The organism is Pseudomonas sp. URIL14HWK12:I6, assembly GCF_000514195.1.
GTDB lineage: Bacteria > Pseudomonadota > Gammaproteobacteria > Pseudomonadales > Pseudomonadaceae > Aquipseudomonas > Aquipseudomonas putida_A.
Genome location: NZ_KI911359.1, coordinates 26,746 through 42,909, shown reverse-complemented (window position 1 = coordinate 42,909; position 16,164 = coordinate 26,746). Strand labels below are relative to the sequence as shown.

Annotated in this window: 15 protein-coding genes; 6 read left to right on the top strand and 9 right to left on the bottom strand. The window is 61.9% G+C overall.

Annotated elements, in window-relative coordinates; translation table 11 throughout:
• Window positions 1-39: 39 nt before the first annotated feature.
• Window positions 40-693 (top strand): COG3650 family protein, encoded by a 654-nt coding sequence (locus tag H043_RS0126795; RefSeq protein ID WP_027614372.1) that lies wholly within the window; start codon window positions 40-42, stop codon window positions 691-693.
• A 97-nt stretch (window positions 694-790) separates the two neighbouring features.
• Window positions 791-2,404, top strand: a complete 1,614-nt coding sequence (locus H043_RS0126790; protein ID WP_027614371.1) for an NAD(P)/FAD-dependent oxidoreductase — start codon at window positions 791-793, stop codon at window positions 2,402-2,404.
• Window positions 2,405-2,537: 133 nt separating this feature from the next.
• On the opposite strand, the gene H043_RS0126785 is transcribed toward H043_RS0126790, so the two are convergent.
• Complete coding sequence (locus H043_RS0126785) at window positions 2,538-3,638, bottom strand: PLP-dependent cysteine synthase family protein (protein ID WP_177325676.1); 1,101 nt, start codon at window positions 3,636-3,638, stop codon at window positions 2,538-2,540.
• 330 nt (window positions 3,639-3,968) lie between these two features.
• Between H043_RS0126785 and H043_RS0126780 the strand changes: the two genes are divergently transcribed.
• On the top strand, window positions 3,969-5,162 hold the full coding sequence (locus tag H043_RS0126780; protein ID WP_027614369.1) for an S-type pyocin domain-containing protein: 1,194 nt from the start codon (window positions 3,969-3,971) through the stop codon (window positions 5,160-5,162).
• Window positions 5,163-5,173: 11 nt separating this feature from the next.
• A complete protein-coding gene (locus H043_RS0126775; RefSeq protein ID WP_027614368.1) occupies window positions 5,174-5,425 on the top strand; it encodes a pyocin S6 family toxin immunity protein in 252 nt (83 codons plus the stop codon).
• A 74-nt stretch (window positions 5,426-5,499) separates the two neighbouring features.
• Here H043_RS0126775 and H043_RS0126770 read toward each other — a convergent pair whose 3' ends face one another.
• Window positions 5,500-5,964 carry a glycine zipper 2TM domain-containing protein gene (locus tag H043_RS0126770; protein WP_007969461.1) on the bottom strand — a complete coding sequence of 155 codons (465 nt, stop codon included), beginning with the start codon at window positions 5,962-5,964 and terminating at the stop codon, window positions 5,500-5,502.
• A gap of 167 nt (window positions 5,965-6,131) precedes the next feature.
• On the opposite strand from H043_RS0126770, the gene H043_RS0126765 reads away from it, so the two are divergent.
• Window positions 6,132-6,368 carry a hypothetical protein gene (locus H043_RS0126765; protein ID WP_027614367.1) on the top strand — a complete coding sequence of 79 codons (237 nt, stop codon included), beginning with the start codon at window positions 6,132-6,134 and terminating at the stop codon, window positions 6,366-6,368.
• Between the two features lie 5 nt (window positions 6,369-6,373).
• On the opposite strand, the gene pdxH is transcribed toward H043_RS0126765, so the two are convergent.
• The 5 genes from pdxH to dinG form a co-directional block, all read right to left on the bottom strand.
• Window positions 6,374-7,021, bottom strand: a complete 648-nt coding sequence (gene pdxH / locus H043_RS0126760; protein ID WP_027614366.1) for a pyridoxamine 5'-phosphate oxidase — start codon at window positions 7,019-7,021, stop codon at window positions 6,374-6,376.
• Between the two features lie 24 nt (window positions 7,022-7,045).
• Entirely contained in the window at window positions 7,046-8,182 is a 1,137-nt protein-coding gene (locus H043_RS0126755) for an OmpA family protein (protein ID WP_027614365.1), read from the bottom strand.
• Window positions 8,183-8,295: 113 nt separating this feature from the next.
• Window positions 8,296-9,441, bottom strand: a complete 1,146-nt coding sequence (locus H043_RS0126750; RefSeq protein WP_027614364.1) for an EstA family serine hydrolase — start codon at window positions 9,439-9,441, stop codon at window positions 8,296-8,298.
• Between the two features lie 213 nt (window positions 9,442-9,654).
• The gene (locus H043_RS0126745; protein ID WP_027614363.1) at window positions 9,655-12,147 is read right to left on the bottom strand and encodes a beta-galactosidase; all 2,493 of its coding nucleotides are present in this window, start codon (window positions 12,145-12,147) and stop codon (window positions 9,655-9,657) included.
• Window positions 12,148-12,241: 94 nt separating this feature from the next.
• Window positions 12,242-14,386 carry an ATP-dependent DNA helicase DinG gene (gene dinG, locus H043_RS0126740; protein ID WP_003222341.1) on the bottom strand — a complete coding sequence of 715 codons (2,145 nt, stop codon included), beginning with the start codon at window positions 14,384-14,386 and terminating at the stop codon, window positions 12,242-12,244.
• A gap of 99 nt (window positions 14,387-14,485) precedes the next feature.
• Here dinG and H043_RS0126735 point away from each other — a divergent pair, with 99 nt between their 5' ends.
• Window positions 14,486-14,950: a DUF2269 family protein gene (locus tag H043_RS0126735; protein ID WP_027614362.1), complete on the top strand. Its 465-nt coding sequence runs from the start codon at window positions 14,486-14,488 to the stop codon at window positions 14,948-14,950.
• 68 nt (window positions 14,951-15,018) lie between these two features.
• Here the strand turns inward: H043_RS0126735 and H043_RS0126730 are convergent, their stop codons facing one another.
• Complete coding sequence (locus tag H043_RS0126730) at window positions 15,019-15,777, bottom strand: collagen-like protein (RefSeq protein ID WP_027614361.1); 759 nt, start codon at window positions 15,775-15,777, stop codon at window positions 15,019-15,021.
• Complete coding sequence (locus H043_RS0126725; RefSeq protein ID WP_027614360.1) at window positions 15,770-16,045, bottom strand: DUF1145 domain-containing protein; 276 nt, start codon at window positions 16,043-16,045, stop codon at window positions 15,770-15,772. Before H043_RS0126725 ends, H043_RS0126730 begins: the two co-directional genes overlap by 8 nt.
• Between the last annotated feature and the right edge of the window lie 119 nt (window positions 16,046-16,164).

The following is a 16,164-nucleotide window of genomic DNA, read 5'->3' as shown; positions in this document are numbered from 1 at the left end:
GCCTGCGTAACGTGGCGACACTTGTCTGGAGAGCCGAAGATGCGTGTTGCCCGTTCGTTGATCGTTGTTGCCCTGCTGCCGTTGTTCGCCGCCTGCCAATTGCTCGATGGCCCGCGTGAAAGCGCGTCCCACATCGGACAAACCCGGATGCAAGGGCAGTTGACCGCAGCCGAGGGCAAACTGGTGTTCCAGCCGTGTGGCGAACAGCGTCAGTACGTGGTCAACGACATCGGCGGCACCAGCGTGCTGCAAGAGGCTGCGACCCTCGCCGACCAACAGGGCAAGCTGTTTGCCGATGTGCGCGGGAAGATCGCCGGCGACCGGCTCGACCTTGGCCAGTTGTATCGCGTCGAGCGTTCCGGCACCGCGTGCGATGACCCGAACTTCAAACTGTTGATCCTGCGTGCCGCCGGGCACGGTCCCGAGTGGAACGTCAAAGTCAGCGGCAAGGGCATGGTCATCGACCGTGAAGGCCAGCCGGCGCTGGCGGTGCCTTATGTCGAAGAGCAACTGGGCGACGGCCGCTTCAACCTCAGCAGCGAAGCCAACAACCAGCGCATCGAGTTGTGGGTCGCGCCGCAGCGCTGCGTCGACAGCAGCACCGGCAGCGTGCAGCACATGAGCGCCGAGTTGCGCATCGACGGCAAGGTCGAGCGTGGTTGCGGGTATTTCGGCGGATCGCGTAACGACTGAGCGTTTTAGCCTCACCGGATCCGGCCTTTGCGGCTTATAATCGCGGCCTTCAAACGCCCTGGCGCAGTTGTGCGCCCCGCGAATCCGGATCCTCGCCATGTTACGAATCACCGAACTCAAGCTGCCAATCGACCATCCCGAAGAAGACCTGCGTGCCGCCATCGTGCAGCGCCTGGGCATCGCCAGCGATGATTTGCTCGATTTCACCTTGTTCAAGCGCAGCTACGACGCGCGCAAAAAGTCCTCCGAACTGTGCTTCATCTACACCATCGACCTCACCGTGCGCGACGAGGCCAAGGTGCTGGGCAAGTTCGCCGACGACCGTAACGTCAACGTGGCGCCGGATGTCAGCTACAAATTCGTCGGTCAGGCGCCAAGCGACCTGAGCCAGCGCCCGATCGTGGTCGGTTTCGGCCCGTGCGGGATTTTCGCCGGCCTGCTGCTGGCGCAGATGGGCTTCAAACCGATCATCCTTGAACGCGGCACCGAAGTTCGTCAGCGCACCAAGGACACCTGGGGCCTGTGGCGTAAAAGCGTGCTCAACCCCGAGTCCAACGTGCAGTTCGGCGAAGGCGGCGCGGGCACGTTCTCCGACGGCAAGCTGTACAGCCAGATCAAGGATCCGAAGTTCCTTGGCCGCAAAGTCCTGCACGAGTTCGTCAAGGCCGGTGCGCCGGAAGAGATTCTCTACGTCAGCAAACCGCACATCGGTACGTTCCGTCTGACCGGCATGGTCGAGACCATGCGTGAAGAGATCCGCGCCCTGGGTGGCGAAGTACGCTTCCAGGAACGCGTCACCGACGTGCTGATCGAAGACGGTCAACTGGTCGGCGTCGAGCTGGCGAGCGGTGAAACCCTGCATTCGAAACACGTGGTTCTGGCCCTCGGCCACAGTGCCCGCGACACCTTCCGCATGCTTCACAGCCGTGGCGTGTTCATGGAAGCCAAGCCGTTCTCGGTGGGTTTCCGCATCGAGCACCCGCAATCGCTGATCGACCGTGCGCGGCTGGGCAAGTACGCCGGCCACCCGAAGCTGGGCGCCGCCGACTACAAACTGGTGCACCACGCCAAGAACGGCCGTTCGGTCTACAGCTTCTGCATGTGCCCGGGCGGCACCGTGGTGGCGGCGACTTCCGAGCCGAATCGCGTGGTCACCAACGGCATGAGCCAGTACTCGCGTAACGAGCGCAACGCCAACTCCGGGATCGTCGTCGGCATCACCCCGGAAGTCGATTACCCGGGCGGCCCGCTGGCCGGGATCGAGTTGCAGGAGCGTCTGGAATCCCACGCGTTCATCCTCGGCGGCAGCGACTACAAGGCCCCGGCGCAACTGGTCGGCGACTTCATCAACGGCACCCCGTCCACCGAACTGGGCGAAGTCGAGCCGTCGTACAAACCGGGCGTGGCCCTGGGCGACCTGGCCTTGGCGCTGCCGGACTTTGCCATCGAAGCGATTCGTGAAGCGTTGCCGGCGTTCGAGAAACAGATTCGCGGCTACTCGCTGCACGACGCGGTGTTGACCGGGATCGAAACCCGTACCTCGTCGCCGCTGCGCATCACGCGTAACGAATCGCTGCAGAGCATGAACGTCAAAGGTCTGTTCCCGGCGGGTGAAGGTGCGGGTTATGCGGGCGGGATTCTGTCGGCGGGTGTGGACGGGATTCGGATTGCCGAGGCCGTGGCGCGGGACATTCTCGGTCTGGAAAACTGATCAGCCAAATCTGCAAAACGCGCAATCCTGTGGGAGCTGGCTTGCCAGCGATGACGGACTCAGATTCGACATTGATGTTGACTGACAATCCGCTATCGCTGGCAAGCCAGCTCCCACAGTGGTTTTCGGTGTATCAGATATTCGCGCGCAACACCGAGGTCGGCAACGGCTCACCTTTCTCGGCACTCGCCGCCACCGCCGCAATCAATCCCTCCAGCTCATAGCCCTGCGCCTTCAGCCAGGCCTGATCGTAATAGGTGTCGGCATAGCGCTCGCCGCCATCGCACAGAATCGCCACGATCGACCCCGACTCCCCCGCCGCTTTCATCTGCTGCGCCGCCATCAGCGCGCCGATCAGGTTGGTGCCGCTCGACCCGCCGACATGCCGTCCCAGACGCTGCGCCAGATAATGCATGGCCGCCAGCGACAAGGCGTCCGGCACCTTGACCATCGCATCGATCACCTTGGGCAGGAACGACGCCTCGACCCGGGGCCGGCCAATGCCTTCGATCCGTGAACCGCAGTCCAGACGCAGACTGGCGTCACCGGTCTGGTAGTAATCGAAGAACACCGAACGCTCGGCGTCGGCGCACAACACTCGGGTGCAATGCTGGCGATAACGCACATAGCGGCCGAGGGTCGCGGTGGTGCCGCCGGTGCCGGGGCTGGAAATCAGCCAGCTCGGTTCCGGGTGTTTCTCGAAACGCATCTGCTGGAAGATCGACTCGGCGATGTTGTTGTTCGCCCGCCAGTCGGTGGCCCGCTCGGCGTAGGTGAACTGGTCGATGAAGTGGCCGCCATGCTCGCGGGCCAGACGTTCGGATTCGGCGTAAATCTGCGTCGGATCCTTCACCAGATGGCTCTGGCCACCGTAGAAGGCGATCTGCGCGATCTTCTCTTTCGAGGTGGTCGCCGGCATCACCGCAATGAACGGCAAACCGAGCATGCGCGCGAAATACGCTTCGGAAATCGCCGTCGAACCGCTGGACGCCTCGATCACCGGCGCGCCGGGTTTGAGCCAGCCGTTACACAATGCATACAGGAACAGCGAACGTGCCAGACGATGTTTGAGGCTGCCGGTGGGATGGCTCGACTCGTCCTTGAAATACAACTCGATGCCTGCAAACCCCGGCAGCGGCAAGGGGATCAGATGGGTGTCGGCGCTGCGCTGGAAGTCCGCTTCGATGATGCGGATGGCTTCGCGGGCCCACTGGCGGTTGTCGCTCATGGTCATGCTCTCGTTGAGTCGGGCAGGAGTAGCCTTGTCACAGGCTCAGTCCCCCAGCATAGGAAAAAACCGGCAAGGCTCACAGATACAGCTGAGGCTCAATTCATCCACCAACTGCCAGGTTCTGGGCAAATGGGTATCAGGCTTTTGCAGTAATTGCGCAGAACCCATCTCCCCGTTCTTTGAACTGAAGCGGCCTGCTCGCCCCCCTGCCAGACAAATAGCGAACAATCCGCACTTAATCAAAGATCCGTCCTACAGCCAGCAATTGTCCGCTTCGTTAACGTCGTGCAGCCCTTTCGAAGGGTTGTCGATGGATGAACGAAAGGACGCTCAGTGGCTCGCAACAAGGACATTCCCCGGGTTCCCAACCCGCCGGCGGGCGACGGTCATCACGTCACCTGGCGCTACATGACGGCCACTGAACTGGCCGAGCGCGACGCCCGACAAAATGCATACGACGCCATGCTGGCGCGGCAGGAGGCTTTCGAGCGCAGTCGAGAGGTTGCGGCGAAAAAGCCTGATCCCGTACGCGCCGGGTGCGTGTTCGCCAAGTCCTGCAAATTGCCGGACGCGATCATCGACTACGCGAATCCTTCGGGGATGGTACCCACCGACAGCCTGAAAGATTACGGAGATCTGGTCCTGCTCGGCGGCCGTGAAGCCGATGACAGCGGCGGCGTTCCACTCAAGAAAATCAGCGGCACTGCCATCCCGGCAGGCCTGGGCACCTTCGCCTTTGCGGGTGAGGCGTTCAAGGCATTGCCCGCCATCGCTTCCGCCGCCGTTGTGACACCTTTGGTCGGGCTGGTGGCGTTGCTCATGCCATCGAACCTGGGCGACAGCGCCCTCTACACCGAAGACCAGTTGCTCGCCCTCAGACAGGCTCGAACCCGCGTGCGCCTACATGTCGAACAACAGGCCGACGGCAGCCTCAAGGGTTATGGTTTCTACACCGGCAAGAATCGCGACTGGGAAATGGTTGATGTCGCGCAGTTCATCGCACGTGATAACCGCTTTGTCGCAGACCTCGGCGAAGGCATCGAACTGATCTGGACGCCCGCCGTGGACGGCTCCGACATCCTCGGCATCCCCGCGCTGGAGGCCGCTCCGCAGGCACCGCATATCTGGGTGTACCCACCGACAAAAGCGGCGGACGGGATTCTGGTGAATCCGGTTTATCCGCCGGAGTATCGGGATTTCATTCTGGTGTTTCCGGCGGATTCGGGGGTTCGGCCGGTTTACATTGTGCTCAGTCGAGCTCGCGACCATGCCTACTACGACCACCCGAAGACGCTACCTGCGTTTCCTGATGCAGTCAGAGTGAAGTCCAAGTCATCGGTTCAGGGGGGAGGAAAGCGGCGAGCACGCTGGGTAGACCGCAAAGGTCGGATCTATGAATGGGATTACAAAAGCAATGCTGTAGAAAAATACGACAAACTGGGAACCACTCATTTGGGTGAGTTCAATCATATTACTGGTGAACAAACCGGGCCTGCCGAGCCGGATAGAAGAACCTCTAGAAATTAAGGGACTAAAACATGCGTTACCTTTCAATAACCGGGTTTTACCCTGACGAATTCCAAGACAGCTCGCTACAGTTTGAAATGGATATCAACGGTAGCGAAATGAATGAAAAGGTTGCACAGCTCATTGAATCCAAGCCACTTAACGAACTGGAGCCTGGAGAGTTGTTATTGAGCCGGGATCAAGTAAGCGCATTGGAGGTCCTTCTGAAAGTCAGCTTCCCAAAGGGTCTGGAGTATTTTATGGGTACCTGTGCCCAGCACTAAGCAGTCGAATTGAAACAAACAAAAAACCCCGACCAGTCACCTGATCGGGGTTTTTCTTTACCGCTAGTTGCCGCTTAGTGCGAAACGCGGCTGGTGCCACCGACGGTGGAGATGCGCACGCGCTCACCAACACGGAACACTTCGTTTTCCTGAACCTGTTGCACGTAGGCGCGCATGCTGCCGTCGTCTTCGCGCACGGTGATTTCCACGCCCTGGGTGCGGGTCAGGCCTTCTTCAGTCGCGGAACCGATCAGACCACCGGCCACAGCACCGATGACCGCCGCGACGATGCTGCCTTTGCCGCCACCGATGGCGCTGCCGCCGACACCGCCGACCACTGCGCCTGCAGCGCCGCCGATCGGGGTCTTGGTGCCTTCGATTTTCACCGGACGCAGGGATTCGATGGTGCCCATGCGAATCGTCTGCACACGACGCGCTTCGTCACGGGAGTAGGAGTCACCGGTCAGGCTCGACTGGCAGCCGGTCAGCAACATCGCCATCGTGGAAAAGGAAGCAACCAGCAGAACAGACTTACGCATAGCATCAACTCCAAAAGAACATGTGTTCATTAAACCCCGCTGCTTGACGCCTGTCACGACGCAGCCCGGATAAACTTGATTTTATTCAGGCCCGGTACAGGCACCTGCAAACTCACCCAACAGTAGCGCCAAATCGCCCAATCCGCCCTGCCGACCCAAGGATTTTCATGGATTACCTGATCATTTTCGTCACCACCATCGCCGGCCTGTACTTCCACGGGTGGCTGTACGTGCGGATCAAACGCTGGATGGATCGTGATCTGGCCCTGTCGCTGGCGGGCAAGGATGAAGACAAACGCGCCTTCATGCTGGAACGACTGGCCGATGCCCGCGTGCAGAGGATCAAGCGTCGGGACCTGCCGAAGTGGCTTGAGGCCGCTGCGGCAGGCTATCCCGCTCGGTAGACTGCTCAGGGCGCCAGACGTTCAAGAATCCAGTTGGCGCCCTGCTGACGGTAGTTCAGGCGATCGTGCAGACGACTTGGACGGCCCTGCCAGAACTCGATGCGCTCAGGCAGCAGGCGGTAACCGCCCCAATGTTCCGGGCAGTCGGGCTGAGTATCGCTGAAGCGCTGTTCGGTGGCCTTGAGCAGATCCTCCAGCTCGCCGCGCCCGTTGATCACCCTACTCTGCGGTGAGGCCCAGGCGCCGAGCCGGCTGCCCAGCGGTCGCACCTGATAATACGCGTCGGACTCTTGCGGCGTGACCTTCACCACTCGCCCTTCGACGCGCACCTGGCGTTCCAGGGTTGGCCAGAAAAACGTCATGGCCGCGAAAGGATTCGCCGCCAGATGCTGGCCCTTGGCGCTGTCGTAGTTGGTGAAAAAGGTGAAGCCCTGCGCGTCCAGGCCCTTGAGCAGCAGAATGCGGCAATGCGGTCGACCGTCCGAATCCACCGTGGCCAGGGTCATGGCGTTGGCTTCCACTGGCGCCTGTTCGGTTTTCACCGCGTCGGCAAACCACTGGTGGAACAGCGCAAAGGGTTCGGCCGGGGCTTGCGCCTCGGTCAGACCGTCCCGGGTGTAATCACGACGCATATCTGCCAGAGCCTGGGTCATGGCGCATTCCTTTTCGTTAGCGGATCACTGCTTGGAAGTATCGCTGGCGGCGACTTTCTTGTCTGTGGTCGCCGCTTTGGCCGGAGCGGTTTTCTTGGCCGGCGTTTTTGCCGGTGCCTTGGTCGCTGCTTTCTTCGCAGGTGCCTTGGCGGCGGCTTTCTTCGCTGGAGCCTTTTTGGTTGCAGGTACGGCGGCCTTCGAAGCAGCCGGCGCCGGGGTGACCGGTTTGGCTGCAGGCTTGACGTCCTGTGCGGCAAGCATCGTGGTCGGTGCCGGCGCCGGCATGTTGTACTTGCTCAACAGCGCAACCATGGTGTTCTGCGGGGTCACCAGCAGTTCGACGCGACGGTTCAGGGCACGGCCTTCGGCGCTGTCGTTGGCCGCACGCGGGGCATCGCCGCCCATGCCGCGCAGCATCAGGCGATCACGCTGCAAGCCGCTCAGGCGGAAGATCGCCGCCACGGACTGGGCGCGCTCCTGGCTGAGTTTGACGTTGGCCGGCGCGGCGCCGGTGTTGTCGCTGTGACCGAGTACCAGAACTGCGGTTTTCGGGTCAGCTTCGAGGATTTTCGCGACGTTGGTGAACGGGCTGAGGGTCACCGGCAGCAGCATGGCCGGACGCTTCGGGTTGAACGAGCCTTCAACCGGCGCGATCACCACCAGCACGTTGTCACGGCGCTCGAGTTGCAGGTTGCTGTCCTTGATCGCCGCACGCAGGCGCGGTTCGTAGTCATCCAGCCAGGCCTGGGTGACTTTCGGGTCAGGCATCGGCACCACTTTGGCAGTCGATTGATCCTTGCCGCCGAACGGCCACCACCACTTGGTGCCGGTGTCGGCATCGGCCTTGGCCACTACCGCCGGTTTGGCTTCTGGTTTGACTTCGGGTTTCACCTCGGCTTTGGCCGCCGCATCATCGGAACCGCCGAACGGCCAGTACCAGTGGCTGCTGCTTTCAGTCTTGGCCACCGGTGCGGTCGCGGCAGGTTTGAGCGGCGCCGGGGCTACGGCAGGAGCCGGAGCCGGGGCCGGCTCTTTGGCCGCCACTTTGTCGGAGGACCCGAACGGCCACCAGCTACCGCCGTCCGCATCGTTTTTAGGAGTCTGTGCACAACCGGTGATCGCAACACACAGGGCCAGGGCGAGAGTTTTTTTGGATGACATTGAAAATCCACAAAGTGAAGTAATGAAAAATCAGAGCTCTTTTGCCCGGATAAACTGACGCTTTGAATCGAAAAACCGGATCTGGTTCCAACCCTGGAACCTCATGTAAAGCTTTACAGACAAGTGGCAACTACCCGCGCCAGTTGCTGCGCGCGCGGATCCATCAAGACGTACGGCCCAAGGGTATTTGTCACAAAACCGAACGCGACATCGTGCTCGGGATCAGCAAAACCCACTGAACCGCCCGCCCCCGGATGACCAAACGCCCGCGGGCCGAGGCCGTAGGTGGCGTTCGCCATGTCCGGTTGATCGAGCATGCAGCCCAGACCGAAGCGGGTGCGGGTCAGCAGGGTCTTGTCCTCGCCGTAGCTGTGTTCGCGGGTCAGCTCTTCGAGCATTTCGCTTTCAAGCAGGCTGCCGTCGAGCAAACCGGCGTAGAAACCGGCCAGGCTGCGCGCGTTGCCATGACCATTGGCGGCCGGCTGCTGCATGCGCCGCCATTCCGGTTTGTTGGTGCTGGTGAGCACCGACGGCGGATTGGTGAAGGCGCGAGTGGTCATGGCGGTCGGTTCGCGCATGGTCACTTGCAACAGGCGCTGGGCCGCGGCATCGCCGACGTTGCCCTTGCCCCGTGCAATATGCGCCACGCGGTGGAACTCTTCGTCAGGCAGGCCGACGTGGAAATCCAACCCCAGCGGCTTGGCGACGCGGGCGACAATCGACTCGCCCGGCCCACAACCGTCAGCGCGACGCAGCAACTCCCCGACCAGCCAGCCATAGGTGATGGCGGCATAGCCGTGGCCGGTGCCCGGCGTCCACCACGGCGCTTCGGCCGCAAGGGCGTCGACCATGGTCTGCCATTCGTAGAGGGCGGCAGGCGCCAGCAACTCGCGCAGGGCCGGCAGACCGGCCTGATGGCAGAGCAGTTGGCGCAGGGTGACGGATTCTTTACCGGCGGCAGCGAATTCCGGCCAGTAGCGGGCAACCGGTGCATCCAGTTGCAGTTTGCCTTCGGCCACCAGTTGCAGCGCCGTGACCGCGGTGAAGGTCTTGGTGCAGGAAAACAGGTTGGCGATGGTGTCGCTGTGCCAGGCTTCGGTACCATCCTTGTCGGCAGTACCGGACCAGAGGTCGAGGACGGTTTCTCCGCCGACCTTGATGCACAGGGCTGCGCCGCGTTCCTGGGGATCGTCGAACAGTGCCGCGAAAGCCTCGCGCACCGCTTCGAATTGAAGCTCGTAATGTCCCTGAATCTGCACCCGCAACTCCCCCGCGAAAACGCTCTACAAAGTGGCCCGCATTGTTCCAGCCCTTGAGGGATTTGGGAACAGCTGCGGGCCGGACGGTTGAATGCTGTAGTGAGGCGGCTGACGCCTTCGCGAGCAGGCTCGCTCCCACACTGGATCGATGGTGTTCACAAATCCGATGTGGGAGCGAGCCTGCTCGCGAAGAACGATGACGCGGTCTAAACCTTAATGACCATTGCCCGAGTGCCCACCGGCATGCCCGCCCCCCGGGCCTTTGCCGGCTTCAGCCTTGCGCCCGCCTTCGGCTTCATGACCGGCGGCGGCCGCTTTCTCAGCCTCCTTGCCCAACTGATCGATCGCCTGCAAATTGCTCTTGCGTACCGCCTCGACAAAGCCCTGATACGGCAGATCGGTAATCCCCACCAGGCCGAAGTGCCCGTTCTCGCCATCGAGCAGACGCCCGGTCACCGGTTGATCCAGATACTGGAACCAGTGCACGCCGACAATCGACGGCTCACTCAACGCCTGTTTGAGGAAGTTGGCATACGCCGGGCCGCGATCTTCTTCCCGCGCCAGTTGCGTCACGCCCCCCCAGAACGGGCCACGATCACTGGAGCCGAAGTTGAATTCGGTGATCAGCACCGGTTTGTCGAGGGCACGCAGAGCGGCGAAGTCATAGCCGTCCTGTGGTTTCAGCGTGTACATGTTGAAACTCAACACGTCGCAATACTGCGCGCAGGACGCAACCGCTTCCGGAGTGCTGGTGGCGAAACGGCCACCGAGCAGCAACTGATTCGGCGCGTGCCACTTCAGCGAATCGGAGATGGTTTTGAAGTAAGTGTCGGCGAACACTTTCTGGAAGTATTTGAAGTCGTTTTCGATTTCCGGGTGCTCCGGATTCGGCATCGGTGGCACGAAACCCGGGTCTTCCATCAATTCCCACGCCGGCAGATCAATGCCCCACGCTTTCGACAGCCCCGCCTGGTTGCGGTACTTGTCGCGCAGTTGCTTGAGGAATGCGCGCTTGGCCGGCACGTCGGTGGTCATTTTCAATGTGCCGTAGGCCAGAGCGTAGCGCGACTGCGGGTCGTCGCCGGGGCCGGCCCAGGCCAGTTCGTTGTCGGCGTAGTAGCCGATCAACCACGGATCATCACGATGATCGCGGGCAGCAATGGCCACGGCACGCTCGGTGGCCATGGCGAAACGCGGGTCGAACGGGTCAGGCATGCCGCCCCACCAGTCGCTGCCGGTGCTGATGCTGGTGTAGTCGCCGACGATCGACAGCGGCAAGGTGTACGGCACCCGCTCGGCGTCGGCGAGCGAGTCGGCACTCCAGTTGCCGACGGTGTTGAAACCCCAGGCCTGCAGGCGATCGAGGGTGTGCGTGGCCCACTTCTGCTGATCGACCGTGGCCTTGCACGGCGCAGCGACGGGTTGATCGGCAGCCTTTTCAGCAGTCGTCGCTACGGCGTCTGTTTTCGCCGCTGCGGCGACACCGGCCTTCGCCTCGTTTGACTTTGGCACAGGCTCGGCAGCTTTTAATGCTGTTTCTTCAACCGCACCAGCCTTGGCCGCTTCAGCAATTCCGGCCTTGGTATCGCTGTCCGGTTTGCAGGGCTCGCCGTAAACCCGCTGCAGGTTGGCGCCATAGAAGTCGTACCAGCGCCCGTTGCCATAGCCGCGGCCCTGATCGGCGCCGTTGCCGCCACGGTTATCGCCTTCGCCGAAATGGCTGGCGAGCGGCTCGTCGGCCTTGGGCAGGGATTCGAACATCCACTCACGCCCGGCCACGTAAGTCTGGTTGACCTGCGGGCTGACGGTGTTCACCCCCAGCGAATAGAACGGATGCCCTTCCGGCGTCACCAGATACCAGCGACCGTCACGCTTTTCGGTGCGGAAAAAACCGCTGGCCTTGAACGCCGGGCCTTTATTCCAGCCACCGAACTTGTCCAGCGAGGACTTTTCGCGCTCGGCCAGCCAGGTTTTCAGCTGTTGCTGTTCCTTGGCGGCGGCGGATTTCAGTTGTTCGTCGTTGCTGATTTTTTCCGGCCATTTGCTGCGGGTCGATTGACCGTAGGCGTCCACCAGATTGCCGTAGACGGCCTGGGTCACAGCATCGCCGTCCTGCACGCCGAATCGCTCGAGCAGCAGGCTCTGCGCGGCTTTCGGCTGATCCATCCACAGACTCACCGACACCACCTGGCTGCGATCCAGTTCACCGCTGCTGCTGGCCAGCAGAATTCGCTGGCCATCAACATTCATCGGCATCGGCGGCCCGGCCTTCATGCCCTGGCTCAGCGGCGAGGTCGCCACCAGCGGCACCAAAAGGGTTTGCACCGGGCCGGCCGGCAGGTCGACGCGGCTGGTCAGGGTCTGGCCGTTATTGCTCTGGATTTGCACATAGACCGTCACGGCCCAGTTCATTGCACTCTGCAGACGCAGGCTCATCATGCCCGACTGCGACCAGTCCCAGGCGCCGGTTTGCGGGGTCAGGCGCAGGGTCGGACGGGCTACCGGGTTGAAGGTCACCCGGCGCAGCACTTCACCTTCCGGGGTTTGCTCGGCGTTGGCTTGTGGCAGGTCAGTGTTTTCGGTGACGACTTTCACCACGTCGGCAGGACGGACGAAGTTGAACAGGGTCTGCTGACCCGCAGGCGCCGCCAGTAACGGGGCAGCGAAAATCAAGGCGAATACGGCAGGCAACGAACGGCGAATCATAAGAACGGAGTTCTCCCTAACGACCAACTAAGGCCAATGGAAAAGCATGGCAGAGAGATAGACAGCGCGGCGGGCAAAACTGCCCACCGTTGTCTCAGGATATTTCACGACGGAAAGGAGGCAACGCATTGAGGATCGCCTTGCCGTAGCGCTGGGTGACCAGGCGCCGATCAAGCAAGGTGATGGTGCCGCGGTCTTCTTCGGTACGCAGCAGACGCCCGCAGGCCTGGACCAGCTTCAACGAGGCGTCGGGCACCGAGATTTCCATGAACGGATTGCCGCCACGGGCCTCGATCCACTCCGACAGCGCCGCCTCGACCGGATCGTCCGGCACCGAGAACGGGATCTTGGCGATCACCACGTGCTCGCAATAGGCACCCGGCAAATCCACGCCTTCGGCGAAACTGGCGAGGCCGAACAGCACGCTGGAATCGCCGCCATCGACCCGCGCCTTGTGCTTGTTCAGGGTTTCCTGTTTCGACAGGTTGCCTTGAATGAACACTTGCTTGCGCCAGTCGCGGTCGAGGCCATCGAACACGTCCTGCATCTGTTTGCGCGAGGAGAACAGCACCAGCGTGCCGCGCGAGCCTTCGACCAGATCCGGCAACTCGCGGATGATCGCCGCGGTGTGAGCCGCGGCGTCGCGTGGGTCGGCCTTCAGATCCGGCACCCGCAGCACACCGGCATCGGCGTGATGGAACGGGCTCGGCACAACGGCGGTGACGGCTTTTTTCGGCAGACCGGCGCGCATGCGGAAACGGTCGAAGGTGCCCAGTGCCGTCAAGGTTGCCGAGGTCACCAGGCAGCCGTAAGCCACGTTCCACAGGCTGCGGCGCAGGGTTTCTGCGGCGAGAATCGGGCTGGCGTTGACCTCGATGTCGAACAGCGAACCGCTTTCGGCCAGCGTCAGCCAGCGCGCCATCGGCGGGCTGTCTTCCGGGTCTTCGGCGGTAAATGCAGTCCACAATTCCCAGTTGCCCGACGCCCGCGACAACAGGCTGCCGAACAGCGGATACCACTCCTCGGCCTGATTGCTGGCGATGCCGATGTTGACCTCGCCGTCCATGCCTTCCTTGAGCAGGTCGGTCAGGCGGGTGAACAGATCGTTGAGCCGCGAATAACCCTTTTTCAGCTCAATGCCCATTTCGCGCATGTGCTCGGGAATCACCCCGCCGACGAAACGATGGCGTGGCCGCTCGCGACCTTCGACGTCTTCGCCGGGCTTGAAATCGGCAATCTGCTCGCACGCGGTGAACATGAACTGCTGCTGGGTCTTGATCTCGCGCGCCAGCTCGGGCACTTGCTCGATCAGCTTGCCGAGATCGCCCGGCAGCGGATGCTGGGCCAACAGTTTGGTGAGGTTCTTCGCGGTGGTTTCCAGCCAGTCGGCAGTGGAACGCAGACGCGTGTAGTGGGCGAAGTGGCCGATGGCCTTGTCCGGGAGGTGATGGCCTTCGTCGAACACGTAAATGGTGTCACGCGGATCCGGTAGTACCGCGCCGCCGCCCAAAGCGAGGTCAGCCAGCACCATGTCGTGGTTGGTGACGATCACGTCGACCTTGCCCATGCCTTCGCGCGCCTTGTAGAAAGCGCACTGGCCGAAGTTCGGGCAGTGACGGTTGGTGCACTGGCTGTGATCGGTGGTCAGGCGCGCCCAGTCGGCGTCTTCCAGCGCGTTGGGCCAGCTGTCGCGGTCGCCGTCCCATTTATTGCCGGCGAGCTTCTCGATCATGCTGGTGAACAGCTTCTGACTCGCCTCGTCGACCTCGATCTTGAAGCCTTCCTCTTCGAACAACTGGGCGGTGGCGGTTTGCGCGTGGCCTTCCTGCAGCAGCATGTCGAGCTTGGACAGGCACATGTAGCGACCACGGCCCTTGGCCAGCGCGAAGCTGAAGTTCAGCCCGCTGTTGCGCATCAGGTCGGGCAAGTCCTTGTAGACGATCTGCTCTTGCAGAGCCACGGTCGCGGTGGCGATCACCAGGCGCTTGCCGGCCAGCTTCGCCGTCGGGATCGCCGCCAGGCTGTAGGCCACGGTCTTGCCGGTACCGGTGCCGGCTTCCACCGCGACAATCGCGGGGTCGCCACTGCGCCGGCCTTCGTCGTCGGTGTCGATATCCCCGAGGACTTTGGCGATTTCAGCGATCATCAGGCGCTGGCCGTAACGCGGCTTGAGGCTCTTGGCTTCAAGAAAACGCGAATAGGCGCCCTGGATCGTGGTTTTGAGTTCAGTGCTGATCATTGATTGTCGGGCGCTAAAAACGCTGGATAAATTTTCAGTGGTTTCGGATGGCGGCTATCATACCCCGCTAATTAATCCTGCGCAGAACGGAGTGCCCCAATGACACCTTTTAGCCTCGTTTATCCGCTGCATGTCCTGTCCGCCCTGGTCTGGGTCGGCGGCATGTTTTTCGCCTGGATGGTCCTGCGTCCGGCGGCGGTCAAGGCTCTCGACGGCCCTGCTCGCCTGACCTTGTGGGTGGAAGTGTTTCAAGGTTTTTTTCGTTGGGTCTGGGTCGCGGTGATCCTGTTGCCGATCAGCGGCGTGGGCATGTTGCATTTACAGCAGGTCGATTTCGAGACCGCGCCGAAGTACGTGCAGGTGATGATCGGGCTGTACGTGGTGATGACGGCGCTGTTTATCCGGATTCAGGGTTTGATGCTGCCAGAGTTGCGTAAAGCCGTTGAAGCCAAGGAATGGCCAATGGGTGCGGCGGTGCTGGGGCGGATTCGCCGGGTAGTGGGGATCAATTTGATTGTCGGGTTGGTGCTGGTGGCGATTGCGGCGGCGCGGCCGATGTTCTGACCCACTGACAACTTGGACTTTTTTTGTGGTGAGGGAATTTATCCCCTCACCTCAAATAGTGCTGTTACTCAGAGGCGCTGCACAGTCACCGCCCCCGCCGCACCTACCGGCCCAGGCTGACCATCCGCCCCGGCCTTGCCGTTCTTGCCGCCATCGGCGCGATACACCAGGCAGCCCTTGGACTGGCCGCCCTTGCCTGCCTTGCCGCCGACACCCGCTGGGCCACCGGCACCGCCCGCGACGTTGACCTTGATCAGCTCGGCCGGAAACTCGCGCGGCACTTCCAGACGCACCAACGCACCCGGTGCACCCGGCTGGCCGTCACTGCCATTGCTGCCGTCAAAACCATGACCGGCCGCGCCCCAGGTGCAGCCCGGATCTTCGCCGTTGCCGCCATCCAGGCCGACGAAACCCGGTGCGCCGGTGCCGCCACGGGCATCGACAAACAGTTTTGGCGCGTTCAGTGCCTTGAACTGCAAATTCAGATTGCGCCCGGCACGGGCAGCTTTTTCATAGGTGCCCGGCGCGCCGCGTGCGGTGATCAGGCTGCCTTCGGACAGTTCGGCACGAATGACTTTCATGTCCAGCGCCTGTTCACTCGGGACGATCGCGATGCGCGCTTCATGGCCCAGACGCAATTCACCGACGGTCAGCTCGGTCACATTGGCAGGAATCAGCAAGGTGCCGTAGTCCGCCACTTCCAGGCGTTCCAGCTGCAAGGTGCTGGCGGTGTTGGGCAAACGCATCAGGGAGTTGGTTTCGACGCTGACCACCTGGGCGCAGGCCAGAGGACTGATGAGTGCAGCGAGCAGGCAAAGTTTACGCATGGGAAGAAGCCTCCGGAGCGGCCGGGGCCGGGATGGTTTGCAGGTGAAAAACGCCGAACAGCAGGATGCGCAGACGGTCGCGCCACGGGTTGGGACGCCCTTTGAGGCGCGAGAAAAGCAACTCCAGCACATGCAGCGCCAGCAGCGAGGCACCGGCCAGATTGACCAGCGCATGCAGCGGATGCACAAACGGCAGCAGCAAATTGACCACCACCACGCACCAGAACAGCAGGGTCAGCAAACGCCCCAGCCCCCAGAAAACCTTCATACGCTCCCCCGTGTCGGAATTATTCTTTGGGCGCACAGTAACGGCTTACGCGGGGGATAAGCCAGAGGGGCAAAAGAAAAAACATTTGTCAGTCGTCGGATCGCCGCCGGTTCGACGAC

Bases quoted from the DNA above. Each gene is read 5' to 3' on its own strand.
- pdxH (WP_027614366.1), bottom strand. From the start codon at position 7,021: ATGACCCAGGCTCTGGCAGATATGCGTCGTGATTACACCCGGGACGGT.
- H043_RS0126735 (WP_027614362.1), top strand. From the start codon at position 14,486: ATGACACCTTTTAGCCTCGTTTATCCGCTGCATGTCCTGTCCGCCCTG.
- dinG (WP_003222341.1), bottom strand. From the start codon at position 14,386: ATGATCAGCACTGAACTCAAAACCACGATCCAGGGCGCCTATTCGCGT.
- H043_RS0126795 (WP_027614372.1), top strand. From the start codon at position 40: ATGCGTGTTGCCCGTTCGTTGATCGTTGTTGCCCTGCTGCCGTTGTTC.
- H043_RS0126775 (WP_027614368.1), top strand. From the start codon at position 5,174: ATGCGTTACCTTTCAATAACCGGGTTTTACCCTGACGAATTCCAAGAC.
- H043_RS0126730 (WP_027614361.1), bottom strand. From the start codon at position 15,777: ATGCGTAAACTTTGCCTGCTCGCTGCACTCATCAGTCCTCTGGCCTGC.
- H043_RS0126745 (WP_027614363.1), bottom strand. From the start codon at position 12,147: ATGATTCGCCGTTCGTTGCCTGCCGTATTCGCCTTGATTTTCGCTGCC.
- H043_RS0126785 (WP_177325676.1), bottom strand. From the start codon at position 3,638: ATGACCATGAGCGACAACCGCCAGTGGGCCCGCGAAGCCATCCGCATC.
- H043_RS0126790 (WP_027614371.1), top strand. From the start codon at position 791: ATGTTACGAATCACCGAACTCAAGCTGCCAATCGACCATCCCGAAGAA.
- H043_RS0126755 (WP_027614365.1), bottom strand. From the start codon at position 8,182: ATGTCATCCAAAAAAACTCTCGCCCTGGCCCTGTGTGTTGCGATCACC.
- H043_RS0126770 (WP_007969461.1), bottom strand. From the start codon at position 5,964: ATGCGTAAGTCTGTTCTGCTGGTTGCTTCCTTTTCCACGATGGCGATG.
- H043_RS0126725 (WP_027614360.1), bottom strand. From the start codon at position 16,045: ATGAAGGTTTTCTGGGGGCTGGGGCGTTTGCTGACCCTGCTGTTCTGG.
- H043_RS0126765 (WP_027614367.1), top strand. From the start codon at position 6,132: ATGGATTACCTGATCATTTTCGTCACCACCATCGCCGGCCTGTACTTC.